Source organism: Veillonella intestinalis, assembly GCF_943192895.1.
Classification (GTDB): domain Bacteria; phylum Bacillota; class Negativicutes; order Veillonellales; family Veillonellaceae; genus Veillonella_A; species Veillonella_A intestinalis.
Map to the genome: position 1 here is coordinate 102,456 of NZ_CALPCB010000001.1, position 18,893 is coordinate 121,348.

The window sequence follows — 18,893 nt, forward strand, 5'->3', positions numbered from 1 at the left end:
CAAGTATTAAAAAAGTGAAAACAGGGCTTGCAGATTTTGCAAATGGCGAGTATAATACAAATTAAAGATATGGAGGGATTTAAAGTGAAAAATATTAAAGTTCGTGTTATTGGTACTAATTTAAAAGAGATTAAAGTGCAATACATCTTTGACCACTTGCAAAATTGTGCAGAATATTCTAAAGAAATAGGGGTAGAGATTGGCATACCGTCAATGTGTTTCTTGGTAGGATTGCTACATGACTCGGGTAAGGCAACAACAGCCTTTCAGAGATATATCAGTGGTGAAACAAAGGGGAAAGTTATTCATTCGAATACGGGTGCTCGTTATTTAAAAGAATTGAATAAAACAGCTTGGAAAAATGTGCAGGTGAAACAAGAAAACATAACTAAAGAAGAACAGGAACAACGTGAGCTATATCTCGCGCTGATGCAGTATGCGATCTTAGCTCATCATGGACTTTTTGATATATTCAAAGACAATTCATGTAAATTTATAAGTCGTATTAATGACTATAAAATCGAGTATGGTGAAAATAAAGAAGAAGAACAAGAATTTTTTACTATATTAAATGATTGGCTAGTAGATAATTATGAGCAAACTTTAGAAGATCTATTTATTAAAGGGTATGAAGAATTCTCAAAATGGAATGCTTTAAAGGAAGAGTTACTTGAGGCCTATGATCCGATAGCGAATAAAAATGAGCGTGCTATCGCCAAAGCCACCTACGATGGTTATCAGGCAAGGCTGATCTTATCGATCTTGAAAGATAGTGACATTTATGATTCTGCAAATTTTGGTCGAGATATTATTGATAAGCGCTATAGTGTAGAGGAAACGCAATCTATTTGGGGTGAATTAAGTCAGCAGGTTACCACTTTTTATAATCAATTTGGCACACCTACTAGTGAATTAAATCGTGTGCGCACAGCATTAGCGGATGAGGTATTAGCAAAGGCAACGCAATGCTGTGAAGGGAATTTTAAATTAGATATGCCCGTAGGTTCAGGTAAGACTTATGCAGCCTTACGTTTTGCTGTAGAAAATGCCAAGCATTTTAAGAAAAAACGCATTTTCTATACTACGGCGTTTTTATCTGTCCTTGAACAAAATGCACAGGAAATACGAGATGTTTTAACAGCAAAGGGAACTAGAACCGACATAGAAGGTCATATTTTAGAACATCATTCTAATGTGATTGATGATTATAGAGAAAAATTGTTAGATGATGAACATGCTTTAGACAATTCATACACCGAAGAAGCAGACTATAGTTATGTAAACTATTTACGTGAGTCCTGGGAGATCCCAGTGGTGCTAACTACGATCGTACAGCTTAGTAATACTTTGTTTGCTAGTCGAGCAGCCTCCATTCGTAGATTTTGTAAGCTAATAAAAGCTACAATAATCATTGACGAGATTCAAAGTTTGCCGCCTGAAATTATCTATAATTACAATTTGATGATGAACTTTTTGACTAAAATGGCAGGGGCTACGCTGATCCATTGTACGGCAACACCACCAGGCTATGATCAGAGTGCCGTATTGCGTTACCCTTGTATCTATGGTTATCGCACCTTGGCTAAGGGGACAGAAGTACCGCTGATTGAATTGACCTCTAAAGAAAATAGCACTAATAAAGTCTTTTCACGGGTAGAATATAGAAGTTTATTAGGTCCAGATAACCAGGCTAACTTATCCACAGAAGCGTTGGTGAATCATATTTTAGAGCGGATTAAGTCAGAACAAAGTATTTTGGTTGTAGTTAACACGAAGAAAGCAGTGAGTACTTTATATGATGCCCTAGAAATGGCATTAATAGACAATGGCCAAGAAGATGATATTTCTTTATTTAATTTAACTACAAATCAATGTGCGGCACATCGATTACATTATATTTCGACGATTAAAGCGCAATTAAAAGCTTTGCGCAAAGGAGAGAGTCAACAACGTTTGATTTGTGTTAGCACAAATTTAATTGAAGCGGGCGTAGATGTAGATTTTGATGTGGTATATCGGTCATTAATTGGTATTGATAGCATTATTCAATCGGCTGGACGTTGTAATCGTGAGGGTAAAAAGCAAGGAAATGGGCTCATGTATATCATGAACTATGGAAAAGATGATATAGGACGAATTTCTTTGTTTGAAAACGCACAGAAAGCCACCAAGACTTTATTGAGTCAAATAGATACGCAAAAATGGATTTCTAATAAAGAGGATTCAAGCTTCACGATGACGAACTCTATTAATGAGCTATTAGTGGCCTATAATCAAGAGCTGTATAGAAATTTACAAAATAAAGATAGTGAAGCTTTAAAATATGAAATTAAAATTAACGGTAATAAGTCTAAGCTAACGCTGCTAGATTTATTGAGTACTAATCAGCGAATTTATGATGAATTTTCTCAAAAAATGGCATTAAAGGCTGATTCTAATCAAGGGCAATTAGTAAAGGCTAATCTTGCGAGCTTATTAAGAGGCAAGAAGTTAACGAGTAAAATAAATCCTATACTGAAGCAAAGTTTTCGGACTGCTGGCGATAATTTTAGATTGATTGATGATAATACAGTAACTGTTATTGTGCCGTACGATAGTGAAGAGTGCACGGCTTTGCTAAATAAGCTATATAATATTCTGGACCAAATTATTACTTGGTCTGGGGATGATATGTATAAAGAATTAAGACAAGTTTTACGTCGGTTACAACGATATACTATTTCAATTCGTCGTGACATGATTAATAAGTGTGCTGTGTCTTGGGAATTAGATAAGCAAATTTGTATCTTACAAAAGCAAGATTATGATGATAAAAAAGGGCTTATAAAGGGTGATATGGAAATATTAGTTTATTAGAGGAGGGGATGCTATGTTTCAATCCAAGCCATTTTATATGAAGGTTTATGGTGACTATGCTTTATTCACGGATCCTATGTCAAAAGGGGGCGGTGAAAAGTTTACGTATCAAGTGCCGACGTATCAAGCGCTGAAAGGTATTGTGGAAGCATCTTATTGGAAGCCGAGTATCTACTATGTGATCGATGAAGTGAAAGTGTTAAATCCCGTAAAGATGGAAACACGTGGCATTTTATTACCTTTGGGAACGTCGGATAGTAAAACAGGTATTCCCAATAAAGATTTATCGTATTTTACATATTTAAAAGATGTAGCCTATGCGATTAAGTTTCACTTTGAGTGGAATGAGCAGTTTCCTGATATGAAGGCTGATTGGGATGAGAAAAAACATGAACAGATTATACTACGCTCTATGAGTAGAGGGGGTCGTCGGGATATTTTCTTAGGTACGAGAGAATGTATAGGCTATGTTCAGCGCTTACGAGAAAGTGATTATGAAGCATTACAACCAGTTAAAACGGGTGATGTTTCTTATGGAATTATGTTTCACTCCTTTGTGTATCCTGGGTTTGCCAATCAGGATACACGGGAGCCACGTCAAAAAGGGGTAACACAGTCCTATACAGATGGTCATTTATATTCTAATTTTACATCCATTTTTATGCGTGATGGGGTAATTAGTTTTATACGACCAGAAGAGTGTGAAATTACGCATAAATTACGGCCATATCCTAAGTTAAAAGACATACGATATATGTCGGTTGATGAGGAATTAGCTTTATATGATACAGAAGGGGGTGACAGTGAATGAATCTATTGAAGGTACTATTAACTACTTATGATCAAGCCCTTAGTTGTGGGGTGGTGGATAATAGTGACAATATGAAGGAGCCCAATCTATTGCCCTTGTATCATAGTAATAAAAAATCGGCAACTGGCAAGGATATCTTTGTGATTACCTTAAATGAAGAAGGTCGACTGATTAAGGGGTCTTATTTGGAGCAAAATGAGTATATTGTTTTTCCTGTAACAGAAGAGTCGATTAATCGAACGACTAATGCAGCGCCTCATCCTATTTGTGATGAAGTGAGCTATTTAGTTAGTGATGGCACTAAAAAAGGTATTGAAAAAAATAAATTGTACTTTGAAGTGCAGGAGGATATAAAAACCTTTTTAGAACAGCACAATAAACAAAATATAGCGTTTCAAGCTATATATCGCTATGTGAGAGGGAATACCCTGTTGGAAGATATTGCAAATAATATAACTAAAGGGGAAGCCTATACCTTAGATGGTTCAGCGGTAATATATGAAGAGGCAGGCAAGCAAACTAAAGTTGATTTAGCTAAATTATTTATTACCTTTGAAATAGCGTATGCAGATAAGGGTATAATCACTGTTTCACAAGATAAGGAGCTTCATCAGTTATATATTGAGTATGTAACGGCGCAGAATGAAGCACAGCCAGAACAAGAATATTGTGATATTTCTGGTAAAAAAATGTACTGCATTAGTACTCACCGTGGACTTGTGGGTAAAGCGAAGTTAATTAGTATTAGTAATCATAAGGATACTTACTTTGGCCGATTCACCGATGGGGAGCAGATTATTCATATTGGCTATGAAACGTCGCAAAAAATCCATAATATGTTGAAATTCTTACTAGATAGCGATAAATATAAGCATTATTTAGGAGAAAACTCCTATTGTGTATCTTGGCTTTCTTATGATTTATTAGCAGCGCAAGCCCCTTTATATGAAGACCAAGAAGTTCGACAGTCTGATGAGGGCTACTCCAGTGATGAAACACAAGTAGATGAAACGGAAAATGACGATACTTCAGCAGAACCTATGAAGCATGAAGATGTACTATTAGGTTATATTGTTCCTGCGTTGACTCGTTATTTTGCTGGCGTTAGTGAGCGTGAAGTGACAGAAGCGGACGATTTTTTCTGTGTTTTGATTATTGAAAAAAGTAGTAATGGCCGTATGTCTGTGAAATATTTCCAAAGTTTTGCTATTTCAGATATTAAAGAACGGGCTCAGCAATGGTATATCGATTTGGCTTGGCCTCATTGGGATGTGGAAAATCAGACTCGCATTATGCAAGCACCTAGTTTGCGGAAGTTGATTAACTATACTTACGGTGAAGAAGGCGATAAAGGGATTATTTGTCAACAAAAAAAGGTAGTGCGCAAAAATTTAGAACGACTTTTGCCTTGTGTTTTAACAGGTAAACCATTGCCTATTGATTTTTATCAGACCGCGGTTAATCGGTTAAAAAATAGAGAATCATACGATAAATTCTGGGATGCTGCACTAAATCGTTGTTGTAGTATTATAAAGAAACATAAAGCGGATAAGGGCTATCAAGTGTTTGATGAGAAGGGGGCTTTGCGTATGGAAAATTCACGCAGTTTCTTGTATGGTCGTTTACTAGCGACCTATGAAAAGTTAGAAATGGATGCTATGTCTAGTAATAGTAAAAGTGAAGGCCGTATAACAAATGCGGAACGCTTGTGGAGTGCTATGCAGAGCCGACCATTGCAAATTTCTGTTTTATTACAGCGTAAGAGCATGCCGTATCAGAATAGTTTGAAAAAGAGAAAAATGGGGCTATATGTTAATTACGATAAACTATTAACGGAATTGTATACGGCGATTAAAGCTACAGAAGAAAATACTCTTGTAGCAAGAGCTGTGTTAAAAGAAGACTTTATACTTGGTTATTATGCACAAAAACAAAGTTTTTATACTAAGAAAGATAAAACAGAGGTTAAGCTTGAAACTGAAGAATAGGCTAACAGTTAAGAATGATTAAAAGTGGAGAGTAATTTAAAACTGTAGTGATCGAATACGAGTGGTCTACAGAGAAATATATGCAAGTCTAAGTCATAATGATTAATGATTAGGGAGGTACTATTATGAGTACATTAAGTAAAAAAATCGATTTTGTTTTGTTCTTTTCTGTAAATGGGGCGAATCCTAATGGTGATCCTTTGATGGGGAATACGCCTCGTTCTGATTATGATGGCTATGGAGAAGTGTCTGATGTGGCGATTAAACGTAAATTACGTAATCGTTTCCAAGATACGGGCCATGAAATTTTTGTAAAATCACAAGAGCGAGTTGATGATGGCTTTTCCTCATTAGAAGCTCGTTTCACTAATAAATTTAGTGATAAAGTAAGCACCGAAGATGTAGTGAAAGAATCTTGTGAAACATGGCTTGATGTGCGTGCTTTTGGCCAAGTTATGACGTTCCAAAAGCGCTCTATTGGTATTCGTGGGCCTGTATCTATTAGCCGTGGTAAAAGTCTTGATGTAGTAGATGTTATTACTATGCAAATTACGCGTAGTACGAATGGGATGAATGCTGAAGTTGGTAAACGTTCTTCCGATACAATGGGGACAAAATATTTTGTTGAATATGGTGTTTATAAAGTATGTGGTAGCATTAACTGTTATTTTGCTGAAAAAACAGGTTTCACAGATGAAGATGCTGAAATTGTGAAAGAAGCATTACAAACTTTATTTGAAAATGATATGTCCTCTGCTCGTCCAGAAGGTAGTATGGCCGTAGAACGTTTATATTGGTTTACGCATCCTAATAAATTGGGCTGTACATCGACAGCACATATTCATAATTTAGTAGAAGTAAAACATTTGGCTGAAGGGGCACCTCGTAGCTTTGCTGATTATGAAATCACACTTAATGAAGATAAGTTAGCTAGCTATAAGGCGGATGGGCTTACTGTTGAAATCATTGAATAAGCAATGAATAAGTATTGAATAAGTGTGATTATATGACACAAGAAGATGATTATTTACAAATAGCAGGTATTCAACATTTTACTTTTTGCCGTAGGCAATGGGCGCTGATTCATATTGAACAGGCGTGGGCAGATAACTTTTTTACCATTGATGGCAGTATTAAACATGAGAAAGTCGATACTGGCAAAACGGATGAAAAAATTGGCAACAAACGGGTGCTCCGTTCGTTGCCAGTTATCTCCCATACCTTAGGTATTCGTGGAATTTGTGATGCTGTGGAACTTGTAGAATCAGATACCGGCGAATATTTTAGTAAATATGATGCCAAGTATACTGTAATTCCCGTAGAGTATAAGCGTGGTAAATCTAAAGAAGACTTAAGCGATCAATTGCAGGTTGTAGCTCAGGCACTATGCTTAGAAGAAATGCTGGGCATTAAAATTGCAGAGGGCGCTTTGTTTTATCATGAAACAAGACGGCGTGAAGTAGTATCTATTACAGAGGCTATGCGCGATTATATTAAGCAAATGGTAGCTGAAATGAATCAATATTACGCACGTCAGTATACTCCGAAAGTAAAAATTAGTAAACGATGCAAGGCCTGCTCGTTACAAAATATTTGTTTGCCTGAACTGAGTAAGGTAAAATCGGCAACAGAATATATGCAAAGGCGGTTGGAGGAATGAAAGTATTACAAAATACCTTATATGTTATGACTCCGGATATTTACCTAGCGACAGCAGGTGAAAATGTAGTTTTGAAAAAAGACGGTGATACGTTAGGTCGGTATCCTTTGCATAATATTCAAGACATCGTAACGTTTGCGTATAGTGGGATTAGTCCTAAGTTATTAGAACGTTGCATGGAACAGGGTATCGGTATTGCATTTATGACTAGTCATGGACGTTTAATTAGTCGTATGCAGGGGCGTTCACAAGGTAATATTTTATTACGCCGTGAGCAATATCGATTATGTGATGATACAGAGCGAGCACTGGCAGTGGCAAAGCATGTAATTACAGCCAAAATATATAATGAAAAATGGACATTGGAGCGTTACATTAGACAATATAGCGAACGCCTTGATACGAGTCGCTTGAAAAGTGTGTCTAACACGTTAACAGCCTATACTAAACAATGCACTTCCTCTGCCAATATGGCGCATTTGCGTGGTATTGAAGGGGTGGCTCAATCTGAATATTTTAGTGTTTTTGATGATATGATTTTAAATCAAAAAGAGTCGTTTCAATTTACAATACGGTCTCGTAGACCTCCATTAGATCGTGTTAATGCGTTATTGTCTTTTATGTATAGCGTACTCGCTAATGATGTGGCTAGTGCTTTAGAGTCAGTAGGCCTTGATGCTTATGCCGGTGTTATGCATGTAGATCGGCCGGGGCGGATTTCCTTTGCTTTAGATTTGTTAGAAGAGTTGCGTTCACCATTGGTAGATCGATTTGTATTGTCTTTGATTAACCGTAAAGTAGTTAACAGTAAGGATTTTTCAGAGGAAAGCAATGGAGCGATTTTAATGAATGATGATGCTCGACGAACTGTAGTAGCTAAATGGCAGGAACGTAAAAAAGAAACATTAGTGCATCCATTTTTAGAGGAAAAGATTCCTTGGGGTTTGGTGCCTTTTGTACAGGCTCTTTTATATGCGCGTTTCTTACGTGGCGACTTGGACGCATATCCACCTTTTATGTGGAAATGATAGTCTAGACTGGATAAATTATATAGGCGACTATAAATGTGTGGTGAGCCTTAATTAGATAATGAAACAGTGTAATACAATGGTAATTAGGATGGATGTGGTAGTGTGTATGTATTAGTGACGTATGATATTAATACAGAAAGTACGGCTGGTAGACGTCGATTGCGCCAGGTGGCTAAAGTATGCCTTGATTACGGGCAACGAGTTCAAAATTCGGTCTTTGAATGTAGTGTAGATGAGGGGCAATTTTGCTTATTAAAGCATAAATTGGAAAAAATCATTGATGCAGACATTGATAATTTGCGTTTTTATCGTTTAGGCAAAAATTATAAAAGTAGCATTGAAACTATGGGGAAAGATCCTTCTTATGATGTAGAAGGGCCAATGATTATTTAAGCTAGAGATAGATTTATAGTTGTTTGTGTTAGAGTGCGAATAGTAAGTTGTTTATAAAAGTAAATTCAGTTCGCACTCTTTTTCTTTTATGTTGATAATATATTATAATGGATGAGAGTTTATTAACAATTAGTATTAATAATTTGATTTAGATATAGTGGATATGTGTTTTTTAGTTACTATATGTAGCAGTCTTATACATGTGTGTAAGTGGATTGAAGTATGGTCAGCCGATTGAAACTGATGAAATATTAAGGTCTTATACATGTGTGTAAGTGGATTGAAGTATCAACACTTCGTTTTTCAGGGCCATTTACGGAGTGTCTTATACATGTGTGTAAGTGGATTGAAGTGGTAGCGGTAGCAGTGGGAACTGTTACCGCCTAAGTCTTATACATGTGTGTAAGTGGATTGAAGTCAGCTCCATATTTACAGCTCTCACATGCCAATTGTGTCTTATACATGTGTGTAAGTGGATTGAAGTATCTAAACTTTTTCCAGCTTCAAAATCCATTAAAGGTCTTATACATGTGTGTAAGTGGATTGAAGTGCTAACACGAGAAATAAAATTACATTTACAATACGTCTTATACATGTGTGTAAGTGGATTGAAGTCTCGATTTTAGCCTTTCTCTTTTCGGCTTCGGTCGTCTTATACATGTGTGTAAGTGGATTGAAGTGAGATCCAATTTATTTACTCCGTAACAATGTCGAGGTCTTATACATGTGTGTAAGTGGATTGAAGTATCCATTCACGAATTTTTGTAGATTCGCTATTATGGTCTTATACATGTGTGTAAGTGGATTGAAGTTGGTACTGGAGTTTGTAACTCATCATTTAGATTATGTCTTATACATGTGTGTAAGTGGATTGAAGTCAAATTTTGGAAAGATACCGAAACAGTAACTTATGTCTTATACATGTGTGTAAGTGGATTGAAGTCTCGGCTGTATCAGCCTCATCTACGAGCCAATCAAGTCTTATACATGTGTGTAAGTGGATTGAAGTCAAATTTTGGAAAGATACCGAAACAGTAACTTATGTCTTATACATGTGTGTAAGTGGATTGAAGTCTCGGCTGTATCAGCCTCATCTACGAGCCAATCAAGTCTTATACATGTGTGTAAGTGGATTGAAGTTTTATTTTTATTCATTGATTAACTCCTCAAAAAAGTCTTATACATGTGTGTAAGTGGATTGAAGTTCAAGCAATAATATTCCCCGCCTTGGTAAAGGGCGGTCTTATACATGTGTGTAAGTGGGTTGAAGTGTGGTCCCTGTCTGTTCGCTGAAATGGTCTTGTGCATGTGTGAAAAAGTGGTAATTTTAACATATGATGAGATAGTATGATTTGTCTTATTTGAATTACTTGATTGGTGGTAGTGCGAATAATAAGTTAAATGTGATTTATAAATAGTTTCGCACTAAAATTTTAATGTATTCTATAACTTTAGTGTAAGAATGAATTATTAGTAGTAAGTATTATTTATGATATATTCTAGTAGTGCTATATAGATAGTCTTTACTACTATATGTAGCAGTCTTGTGCTTATGAGCGCAAAGCGGATTGAAGTTCTTTATCCAAGGTATAAATGCAACAGCAACTGGGTCTTGTGCTTATGAGCGCAAAGCGGATTGAAGTCAAGCTCGATTAGGCGCACGCGCCCTAAAAGAGGGTCTTGTGCTTATGAGCGCAAAGCGGATTGAAGTTTGATGGCTTTAATTTGTAATGCTCGTAAACCTTGTCTTGTGCTTATGAGCGCAAAGCGGATTGAAGTTTTGGCTATATCCAATATTTCTTCAAATGGTAAAGTCTTGTGCTTATGAGCGCAAAGCGGATTGAAGTTTTCATACGACTTAAATCTGCATAAGAACCAACCAGTCTTGTGCTTATGAGCGCAAAGCGGATTGAAGTAGAAAAATGAAGCCTATTATTTGCTCGATGAACGTCTTGTACTTATGAGTGCAAAGCGGGTTGAAGTATGATACCGAAGGTGAATTAAATAATGATTGAAAGTCTTATGTTTATGATTGCCGTTTTTAAATCAACAATTATCTTTCTATATCATAATTAACTTATAGTTTTATTTTTATAAGTACAAGCTTGTCTGAAATACACCTCAAATATACTTAAAACAAAAAAGACTTACCTTGTTATTACTATCTTAGTTTATGTTAGTAATTTTAAGGTAAGTCTTTATTTTGATTTTTATTTTTATTTTATTCCTATTTAAACCTCATTATTTAAGTACAGTTCCTGCTATTTTTACAATATGACCATTAGTATGGATATTACTATTAGTAGGATCTTCATTTGTTAAGGTAGTTACATTTGAATCTTCTGTTGCATTCCAAATGGAATCTTTACTTAGTGTTAAGGTAATTGCCTGCGCTTGGTTATCAGGGTTAATAGAACCTGTTAAAATGGAGCCATTGGTGAGTGACAGATTAATAGTGCTAATAGAATCGGCTATGATTTGCCCGGTTAATTGCTGATTTTTAGCAGTAAATGTTAAATGTCCGCCATTTTCGCCTTTTGTACCCCAGCGGTTGGCGGCCGCTTTGATTAAGACATTTGTATTTGGCATAATGATTTCATTATTTTCTAAGGTTGCTGTCGCTTGGGTATTATTCACATGAATAAAAGCACCATCTGCGTAAGTTGTCAGTTTGGAGTTGCTTGCATCAAGTTGAGCAATACCGCTTTTCGCATCGCCTGAAAAACTTTGGTAGAGCATAAAGCCATTATCCACATGGCCCGTGAGATTTGAATTTACAATGGTTATACTATTTTTTCCTTCAATGACGCCAATTTCGCTATCAGTGGCTTCACCAACGCCATTTTGTAAAGTAATATTACCGGTAGAATAAATGAGTGGACTGCCTTGGCCGCTAGTATGAAGGGTTGCTTCTGAAACATTGATAGTACCTTCACCATGATCAGTAGCTAGAGAGGCACTATGGGCCCCTTCTGTAGTGATTGTTACCTGCTTACCAATGACAACACCGTTATAGGTTGCATCAAGGCCACGTGAGGAGTCTTGTTTTGTGTGAATGGAAATATTATTAGCTTCAATATTTGCGTTTTTACCACTAGCAAAAACGGCATTAGCACCATTAGCATCTGTATTGATAGTAGTGCCATTTAGATAAATGGTACTACTAGGTGTAGCTAATATAGCTGCATTTTGTCCGTAAAAGTTACTATTGTCTTCACTCGTTGTGTTGCCAGTTTTGGATATCTTTATATTAGTTACATTGGCAATGCCAGTTTTCTTGGCCATAATTACATTTTCATCAGATTGAGTATTAGTTAGCTCTTTATTCAATGTTTCGGTTCGAGCATTAACTATTTTAGAGGCACCATAATCATAGGCAGGGATTTCTGAAATGCTATGGTCACCAATTGGCGGTAACATAGTAGCATTGGGCATAGGTGGGAGGGGAGGAATTTTGTTAAAATCTATTGCTGAAGCTGTATTAGCTAACACAGGATTCATAGCTAGGATTGTTAACATTGTGGACGTTAATAAAAGTTTTCGTGCAATGTTAGTTTTATTATGTGTATGTATTGTATTTTTATAAACGGTTGGTTTCATAATGCGCCTCTTTACTATAATAAAATAAAGTAGTATTGGTTAAATAGTTGCTTAATAAGCTATATAGTAAGTATATATAAAGCGCATAAATATAATATGAACTGGTGTATAAAATAGGTTGTGAGGCAAAATATATAATAAAAAAGTGGCAGAAATATATAAAGTAGAAAAGCAAAGGGAATATATAACAGAGAGAGTATATAACAAAGATAACAGTTGTAATGATTTATATTACATATTATAATGGTATCATGAGAAGATAGGTAAGTTATAGCGTTGAATAGTAGATTGAAAAGAGGTTTTTATTATGATGGAGGAAAAAGAAACAGTACACTTACATCAAAGAAATATAGCAAATACGGTGATGGTTTCAGAGGAAGCCATTTCGGAGAGAGCAGTTTCAAAATCAGCAACTTCAGAGAATATCAGAGTTAAATCAAGTATGCCTGTTTTATTTATAGGACATGGTTCCCCCATGAATCTAATAGAAGACAATCCTTGGACTAAAGAATGGGAGAAAATAGTAGCGAATATACCTAAGCCAAAGGCTATTTTGATGATTTCGGCTCATTGGTATACAGCAGGTAGTTTTGTACAAGGGGATGCTGAGCCTGCTATGATTTATGATATGTATGGATTTCCCGAACCCATTTATGAGCTACAATATCCAGCACATACATCTAAATCGTTGATTGAGTGGATACAAACTGTATTAGGTAGTGAAGTGTCAGTAAAAATGAATCGTGGTTATGACCACGGGGCTTATGCACCCTTATTAAAAATGTTTCCAGAAGCAGATATTCCTGTAGTTCAATTGTCTGTCGATTACCAGAAGGATGCTCGTCAGTGGTTTGCTTTAGGGCAAAAGTTATCTGCATTACGTGAGCAAGGTGTGCTTATTATAGGCAGTGGTGATATTGTTCATAATTTACGAATCATTAATCCCAATATGGGGAATAGTGCCTTGCTACAGGCTGAACAGTTTGAAGAAACTTTATTGCGTAAATTAGATCCTACAATGGATAATGATTTAGAAGGTGCTTTACATTGGGAAATGTTGCCTGGTGCTCGGGTTGCAGCAGAGATGCCGGATCATTTAGCGCCATTATATTATTGCTTAGGCGCTGTATTGGGTGAAGGCACAGTTAATCAGTTAACATTACAACCTGTTACTATTACTACTCATGATTATGTATGGGGGAGTTTGAGTATGACTAGTTTAGTTTGGGATTGATAGAGCATATATAAAATAGCCGCCATTCTAATTATGGAATGACGGCCATTTTATTTTCTATTTTATATATACTAGTTTGAGTGAGCTTGTGTTAATGAGTCAGTGCTTGTCGGTTTAAGCTTTGAAGGGCATTAACAATTGGTACTTCCGCTGCCGATAAGATGATAATCATTAGGAAATCAGCGGGAATATCAAAGGCAATTGCAACATGAAAGATATCACTTAGCGGCACGGCTTGATTCAAATATAAGGATAATATGGCAATTTTATACGATAAGCCAAAGAGATAAGTAATGAAAATCCCTAGACAGTTAAGTCCAAAATAGCTTTTGCGACTGTGAAGGTGGTAGTGATGCTTCATATAGGATAGAATCCCTGCTGTAAAAATAAAACCAATTAAATAGCCAAAGCTAGGACGGACAATATAGCCAAGACCGCCACCACCAGCGAAAATAGGAATTCCAATAAGCCCCATAAGCACATAAGTAGCTACAGCACCCCAAGCGTAGCGTGGTGGTAAAATGACCGCAGCTAATAATACAAAGGTAAATTGTAACGTGTAATAATCAAAGTAAGGTAATGGAATTTGAATGCGTGCTCCAATTGTTAATAATGCGATGATGAGTGCCGCACGAAATAACAAACGTGTTTTCATAAAAAAGACCTCCTCTTTCTATACCTAATTTTAAGTATACAAGGGGAGGTTCTTTTTATCAACCTATTATTTTTATTGGGTTTACAATTATAGTGTTGCTAAATAGCTATGTTTAATGTTTACAAGCTGCATTTTTTAATAAACTTAGTTCTTATATACCGATTACTAATGCATGAATGTTTAATATTCCCATATTCAATGAATTTGAACTACATAATGGTTGCCATAATTGCTTTTTGCATATGTAAACGATTTTCGGCTTCGTCAAAAATAACTTGAGCTTGCGCTTCAAATACGTCATTTGTAATTTCTTCTTCACGATGAGCTGGAAGGCAATGCATAACTATGGCATCCGGTTGGGCTACATTAAGAAGATCTTGGTTGACTTGGAAGCCTTTGAAAATATTGAGTCTTGCTTCATATTCTGCCTCTTGTCCCATACTAGCATATACATCTGTGTAGAAAATGTCAGAATTTTTAGCGGCAATTAGGGGATCATTAAGAATTTCGATGGTACCACCAGTTGCTTTGGCATCAGCGGTAGCTAGTTTAATAATTTCTTTATTAGGTTCATAGCCTTTTGGGCCAGCAAAGGTAAAATGCATACCGAGTTTAGCACAGGCAAACATTAAGGAGTGAGCCATATTATTGCCATCCCCAATGAAGGTTAATTTCTTGCCTGCTAAGTTTTTACCCTTATACTCTACGGCTGTCATCATGTCAGCCATAGCTTGGCAGGGATGAAGCAGGTCTGTTAATGCATTGATAACGGGCACATCCGCATATTTGGCAAGTTCCAAGACTGTATCGTGGGCGAATGTGCGAATCATAATGCCATCTACATAGCGAGATAATACACGGGCTGTATCTTTTATAGGTTCACCACGACCCATTTGCAAATCTCGGCTCGATAGGAATAAGCCTTGTCCCCCTAGCTGATAGATGCCTGTTTCAAAAGAGACACGAGTACGTGTAGATGATTTTTCAAAAATCATTCCTAAGGTTTTTCCTTGTAAGTAGGGATGAGGTATGCCTGCTTTTTGTTTTTCTTTTAGGTCTGTTGCTAGTTCTAATAATTGCCATACTTCTTCAGTTGAAAGGTCATGGATAGAAATAAAATCGTCGCCCTGTTTCATAAGTTGCTCCTTTGTTCGTATGCTCGTATGCTTGTATGAATGTATATAAATAGTTTAGTCTATATGCGTTGGTAATACGTCATTTAAGACGGTAATGAGTTGATCTACATGTTCTTTAGTAATTGTTAAAGGCGGGACAAAACGTAGGACTGTATTAGCGGTGCAGTTAATAATAAGACCTTTTTGTAGGCAGTGATTCACAATATCACGACCTGGTTTAGTAAGCTCTACACCAACCATAAGGCCCTTGCCACGGACATCCGTAATTAAAGTTGGATACTGTGTTTTTAAGTGGCTTAATTGCTCTAATAGATACTTGCCTACTGTTGTGGCGTTAGCCATAAGCTGTTCTGTTTCGATGGCGGTTAAAACAGCATTAGCGGCGGCACAGGCTAGGGGATTGCCACCAAAGGTGGAACCATGGTCACCAGCTTTGAAGGTATGAGCTAGTTTATTTGTACTCAAAAAGGCTCCAATGGGCACACCGCCAGCGAGTCCTTTAGCTAAGGTTACGATGTCTGGTTGAATACCAAATTGTTGGTAAGCAAAGAAGGTGCCTGTACGGCCCATGCCAGCTTGAATTTCATCAATAATAAGAAGCACATCATATTTTTCACACAGTGTTTTTACTTCTTTAAGATAATTGGCAGATGGAATATGAACGCCTCCTTCGCCTTGGATTGCTTCTAATAAAATGGCACAAGTTTTATCGGTAACTTTGGCTGTTAATGCGTTAATATCTCCGTAGGGTACATAGTCGAAGCCTGCTGGCAAGGGGCCAAAGCCCTGATGATATTTTTCTTGGCCTGTAGCCGTTAAGGTGGCGATGGTGCGTCCGTGGAAGCTGTGAAGGGCTGAAATGATTTGGATTTTTTCAGGATCCTTAGCTGTTGCATATTTACGGGCTAGTTTAATAGCGCCCTCGTTAGCTTCGGCCCCTGAATTGGCAAAAAAGACTTTATCCATGCCGCTTAAGGCTTTTAATTTGGCAGCGGCTTGAGCTTGTACTTCTGTGTAATAGAGATTAGAGCAATGGATCATTTTACTGGCTTGCTCTGCAATGGCTTTTACTAATGGTGGATAATTATGGCCTACTATATTAACAGCAATCCCGGCTAAATAGTCTAAATATTGTTTCCCATTCGTGTCATAGAGGTAAGGCCCTTCGCCATGGTCAAGAACGATATCATACCGTGCAAAGACTGGGAAATAATCTTGTTTATCGTGATTTATAATGTCGGTTGTATTCATGGGGCTCCTCCTTAAATAATTTCTGTGCCAATCCCTTTATTTGTAAATAATTCAAGCAATAATGCATGTGGCTCACGCCCGTCGATAATGCTGACGCGTTTGGTACCGCATTGTAGGGCATGTAAGACGGCTTCCACTTTAGGAATCATACCACCTTGGATTGTGCCGTTTTCGATTAGAGCAACAGCTTCTGCTTGGGGAATGCTAGAGAGGAAAGATTTTGGATCATCTAAGGATGTATAAATACCTTTGGTGTTAGTAAGCATGAGGAGTTTTTCAGCTCCCAAAGCGCCTGCTACTTCGGCGGCTACATAGTCAGCATTGATATTATAGGTAGTTTCGCCTTTGCCGGCTCCTATTGGTGAAATGACAGGTACATAGCCATTGTCTAATAAATCGTTAATTAATTGTGTATTGACCGCAGTAACTTCACCTACAAAGCCAATATCTATGTGATTTGTTTCACCATTGGCTTCATGCACTTCGGCCAGTTTTTTATGGGCTTTTAGCAAATTGGCATCTTTGCCAGTTAAACCGATAGCAGGAATGCCCAAACTATTGAGGCGACTAACAATTTCTGCATTAATTTTGCCACCTAGTACCATTTGCGCAATTGTAACAGTTTCAGCATCGGTTACGCGTAGACCGCTAACAAATGAGCTTGTTTTACCAACTTTTTCTAAAAAGTTAGTAATGTCAGGACCGCCGCCATGGACGAGAACGGGGCGAATGCCAATGCATTTCATAAGGGCAATGTCTTGCATGACTTTATTTTTTAGTTCTTCGCTAATCATTGCATTGCCACCATATTTGATGACCATAGTTTTGCCGGTAAATTTTTGAATATATGGCAAAGCTTCGATAAGGATGGAAGCTTTGCTGGCAGCACTTAGTGTAGTGTGGATAGCTGCCTCATTAGGGTTGTGAACGGTAGCTACATTAAGGTCGTTAAGTTCGTTAATCATAGGAAGAGCTCCTTTCAATTAAGTTGTGGAAACTACAAAATACTTTATTAGGTATGATATTCGCCGTTGATTTTTACATAGTCATATGTTAAATCACAGGTCCAGACAGTAGCATTAGCTTGCCCTTCATTGAGTTCGACGGTGACGGTAATATCATGTTCACTCATAATGTCTTTTAAGGTTTTTTCATTATATACAGCGCCCATGCCATTTTTGAAAATTGTAATGCCGCCAATTTTTAATACAGTCGTATCTGGATTCATAGGGGCTCCTGCATAGCCGGCGGCACAGATGAGACGACCCCAGTTTGGATCTTCCCCAAAAAATGCTGTTTTCACAAGAGGGGAATTGGCGATGGTCATGCCTACCAATTTAGCACTTTCAAAATCGGTGGCTTCTTCCACATTAATGGTAATGAATTTGCTAGCTCCTTCGCCATCGGCAGCAATTTGTTTGGCTAGAGATACAGTAATTGCCATAAGCGCTTCTTGAAAAAGGTCAAAGTATTCGTTTTCTGTATCAATGAGCGGGTTTTCAGCAGCACCATTTGCTAATATGATAGCCATGTCATTAGTGCTCATATCGCCATCAACGGAAATCATGTTAAAGGATTTGGACACACAAGCATGAAGTGCTTTTTGAAGGAGTTCAGGGGTAATGGCAAGGTCTGTTGTTATGTAACAAAGCATTGTCGCCATATTAGGGCGAATCATGCCTGACCCTTTGGCAATAGCTCCTAAGTGAATCTCTTTATCTGCTACAGTGAAATGTGTACTGGCTGTTTTGGAGTAGGTGTCAGTGGTTAAAATTGCTTTGCCTGCTAGTTCAGTGCCATCAAAGGTCAGGCTATCTACTAATGTAGGGATAGCTTTAGTAATATCATCAATAGGCAATTGTTGGCCAATAATACCAGTAGAACCAACCACTATATCATTAGGTTCGCAATGTAGGGCTTGAGCTGTAGCTTGTGCCATAGTATGAGCGTTAGCTAGCCCTTGTGCTCCAGTGCAAGCATTGGCACAACCCGAATTAGAAATAATAGCATGGGCGGTGCCAGTAGCTACAGTTTCTTTGGAAATATATACTGGAGCCGCTGCTACCTTGTTTTGGGTAAAAGTACCGGCTACGGCTGCTTTTTTAGCTGTATAAATGAGGGCCAAATCATGTTTGCCACTTTTCTTTAAGCCGGCTTGAATACCAATTGCTTGAAAGCCTTTAGCATAAGTAACTCCGTGAGAAATTGTATCTAAAGTAATTGTTTGTTTCATAGGAAGGACCTCCTTGGATAGTTATAATTTATAGGATGTATTGAT

At 37.3% G+C, this 18,893-nt stretch carries 14 protein-coding genes and 1 CRISPR repeat array; of the genes, 8 read left to right on the forward strand and 6 right to left on the reverse strand.

All coding sequences use genetic code 11. The features are described from left to right. Nucleotides 1-84 precede the first annotated feature (84 nt). From NFR27_RS00525 to cas2, 7 genes are all read left to right on the forward strand, one after another. A complete protein-coding gene (locus tag NFR27_RS00525; RefSeq protein WP_251441472.1) occupies nt 85-2,856 on the forward strand; it encodes a CRISPR-associated endonuclease Cas3'' in 2,772 nt (923 codons plus the stop codon). Between the two features lie 13 nt (nt 2,857-2,869). Next, on the forward strand, nt 2,870-3,667 hold the full coding sequence (gene cas5c / locus NFR27_RS00530) for a type I-C CRISPR-associated protein Cas5c (protein ID WP_251441473.1): 798 nt from the start codon (nt 2,870-2,872) through the stop codon (nt 3,665-3,667). Next, nucleotides 3,664-5,655: a type I-C CRISPR-associated protein Cas8c/Csd1 gene (gene cas8c, locus NFR27_RS00535; protein WP_251441474.1), complete on the forward strand. Its 1,992-nt coding sequence runs from the start codon at nt 3,664-3,666 to the stop codon at nt 5,653-5,655. Before cas5c ends, cas8c begins: the two co-directional genes overlap by 4 nt. A 125-nt stretch (nt 5,656-5,780) precedes the next feature. Beyond that, nucleotides 5,781-6,629 carry a type I-C CRISPR-associated protein Cas7/Csd2 gene (gene cas7c, locus NFR27_RS00540; RefSeq protein WP_251441475.1) on the forward strand — a complete coding sequence of 283 codons (849 nt, stop codon included), beginning with the start codon at nt 5,781-5,783 and terminating at the stop codon, nt 6,627-6,629. A 32-nt stretch (nt 6,630-6,661) separates the two neighbouring features. Beyond that, nucleotides 6,662-7,315 (forward strand): CRISPR-associated protein Cas4, encoded by a 654-nt coding sequence (cas4, locus tag NFR27_RS00545; RefSeq protein ID WP_251441476.1) that lies wholly within the window; start codon nt 6,662-6,664, stop codon nt 7,313-7,315. After that, nucleotides 7,312-8,343 (forward strand): type I-C CRISPR-associated endonuclease Cas1c, encoded by a 1,032-nt coding sequence (gene cas1c, locus NFR27_RS00550; RefSeq protein ID WP_251441477.1) that lies wholly within the window; start codon nt 7,312-7,314, stop codon nt 8,341-8,343. Before cas4 ends, cas1c begins: the two co-directional genes overlap by 4 nt. Before the next feature lie 105 nt (nt 8,344-8,448). Next, the gene (gene cas2, locus NFR27_RS00555) at nt 8,449-8,739 is read left to right on the forward strand and encodes a CRISPR-associated endonuclease Cas2 (RefSeq protein WP_251441478.1); all 291 of its coding nucleotides are present in this window, start codon (nt 8,449-8,451) and stop codon (nt 8,737-8,739) included. Nucleotides 8,740-8,930: 191 nt separating this feature from the next. Beyond that, nucleotides 8,931-10,010: direct repeats of the CRISPR family, unit length 31 nt; unit sequence GTCTTATACATGTGTGTAAGTGGATTGAAGT. A gap of 970 nt (nt 10,011-10,980) precedes the next feature. Here cas2 and NFR27_RS00560 read toward each other — a convergent pair. Next, nucleotides 10,981-12,339, reverse strand: coding sequence for a hypothetical protein (locus NFR27_RS00560; RefSeq protein WP_251441479.1), 1,359 nt, complete (start codon nt 12,337-12,339; stop codon nt 10,981-10,983). Between the two features lie 307 nt (nt 12,340-12,646). Here NFR27_RS00560 and NFR27_RS00565 point away from each other — a divergent pair, with 307 nt between their 5' ends. Next, nucleotides 12,647-13,573 (forward strand): DODA-type extradiol aromatic ring-opening family dioxygenase, encoded by a 927-nt coding sequence (locus tag NFR27_RS00565; protein WP_251441480.1) that lies wholly within the window; start codon nt 12,647-12,649, stop codon nt 13,571-13,573. A 91-nt stretch (nt 13,574-13,664) separates the two neighbouring features. On the opposite strand, the gene NFR27_RS00570 is transcribed toward NFR27_RS00565, so the two are convergent. The 5 genes from NFR27_RS00570 to argJ form a co-directional block, all read right to left on the reverse strand. After that, nucleotides 13,665-14,228: a biotin transporter BioY gene (locus NFR27_RS00570; RefSeq protein ID WP_251441481.1), complete on the reverse strand. Its 564-nt coding sequence runs from the start codon at nt 14,226-14,228 to the stop codon at nt 13,665-13,667. Between the two features lie 209 nt (nt 14,229-14,437). Further along, the gene (gene argF, locus NFR27_RS00575) at nt 14,438-15,364 is read right to left on the reverse strand and encodes an ornithine carbamoyltransferase (protein ID WP_251441482.1); all 927 of its coding nucleotides are present in this window, start codon (nt 15,362-15,364) and stop codon (nt 14,438-14,440) included. 54 nt (nt 15,365-15,418) lie between these two features. Then, entirely contained in the window at nt 15,419-16,615 is a 1,197-nt protein-coding gene (locus NFR27_RS00580) for an acetylornithine transaminase (protein ID WP_251441483.1), read from the reverse strand. An 11-nt stretch (nt 16,616-16,626) separates the two neighbouring features. Further along, on the reverse strand, nt 16,627-17,580 hold the full coding sequence (gene argB, locus NFR27_RS00585; protein ID WP_251441484.1) for an acetylglutamate kinase: 954 nt from the start codon (nt 17,578-17,580) through the stop codon (nt 16,627-16,629). A 47-nt stretch (nt 17,581-17,627) separates the two neighbouring features. After that, on the reverse strand, nt 17,628-18,848 hold the full coding sequence (argJ, locus tag NFR27_RS00590; protein WP_251441485.1) for a bifunctional glutamate N-acetyltransferase/amino-acid acetyltransferase ArgJ: 1,221 nt from the start codon (nt 18,846-18,848) through the stop codon (nt 17,628-17,630). Between the last annotated feature and the right edge of the window lie 45 nt (nt 18,849-18,893).

Excerpts from the sequence above, each read along its gene's own strand:
- cas1c (WP_251441477.1), top strand. The coding sequence starts at position 7,312 with ATGAAAGTATTACAAAATACCTTATATGTTATGACTCCGGATATTTAC.
- cas4 (WP_251441476.1), top strand. The coding sequence starts at position 6,662 with ATGACACAAGAAGATGATTATTTACAAATAGCAGGTATTCAACATTTT.
- argJ (WP_251441485.1), bottom strand. The coding sequence starts at position 18,848 with ATGAAACAAACAATTACTTTAGATACAATTTCTCACGGAGTTACTTAT.
- cas5c (WP_251441473.1), top strand. The coding sequence starts at position 2,870 with ATGTTTCAATCCAAGCCATTTTATATGAAGGTTTATGGTGACTATGCT.
- cas7c (WP_251441475.1), top strand. The coding sequence starts at position 5,781 with ATGAGTACATTAAGTAAAAAAATCGATTTTGTTTTGTTCTTTTCTGTA.
- NFR27_RS00565 (WP_251441480.1), top strand. The coding sequence starts at position 12,647 with ATGATGGAGGAAAAAGAAACAGTACACTTACATCAAAGAAATATAGCA.
- argF (WP_251441482.1), bottom strand. The coding sequence starts at position 15,364 with ATGAAACAGGGCGACGATTTTATTTCTATCCATGACCTTTCAACTGAA.
- NFR27_RS00570 (WP_251441481.1), bottom strand. The coding sequence starts at position 14,228 with ATGAAAACACGTTTGTTATTTCGTGCGGCACTCATCATCGCATTATTA.
- cas8c (WP_251441474.1), top strand. The coding sequence starts at position 3,664 with ATGAATCTATTGAAGGTACTATTAACTACTTATGATCAAGCCCTTAGT.
- NFR27_RS00580 (WP_251441483.1), bottom strand. The coding sequence starts at position 16,615 with ATGAATACAACCGACATTATAAATCACGATAAACAAGATTATTTCCCA.
- argB (WP_251441484.1), bottom strand. The coding sequence starts at position 17,580 with ATGATTAACGAACTTAACGACCTTAATGTAGCTACCGTTCACAACCCT.
- NFR27_RS00560 (WP_251441479.1), bottom strand. The coding sequence starts at position 12,339 with ATGAAACCAACCGTTTATAAAAATACAATACATACACATAATAAAACT.